Origin of the sequence: Streptomyces niger, from assembly GCF_000718305.1 — a bacterium.
GTDB lineage: Bacteria > Actinomycetota > Actinomycetes > Streptomycetales > Streptomycetaceae > Streptomyces > Streptomyces niger.
The window spans coordinates 1-229 of the sequence record NZ_JOFQ01000097.1; the positions used below are offsets into that span (position 1 = coordinate 1).

The 229-nt window shown below is 64.2% G+C and carries 1 protein-coding gene; it reads right to left on the reverse strand.

From position 1 onward, the window contains the following. Window positions 1-143 (reverse strand): helix-turn-helix domain-containing protein (locus IF20_RS38810; RefSeq protein WP_199896946.1); only part of this gene is annotated, 143 nt, incomplete at its 3' end. Between the last annotated feature and the right edge of the window lie 86 nt (window positions 144-229).

Consider the following 229-nt stretch of genomic DNA (forward strand, 5'->3'; position numbering starts at 1 on the left):
GCGAACCGTCGGAGCCACTTGTGTGCGGTGGTCCGTGAGACGCCCATCTCGGCCGCGACATGCGCGACCGGACGGCCAAGACGGACCCGCTCGACCAGCGGCCGCCTGCCATGAACGGTCAATCGGGCATTACGGTGGGACACGAAGACCTCCGTTGTGCGGTGAAGCCTAGACACCTCCACCACACCGGAGGTCTTCGCCATTGATCAAGCCCTGCGAGTGTCAACAA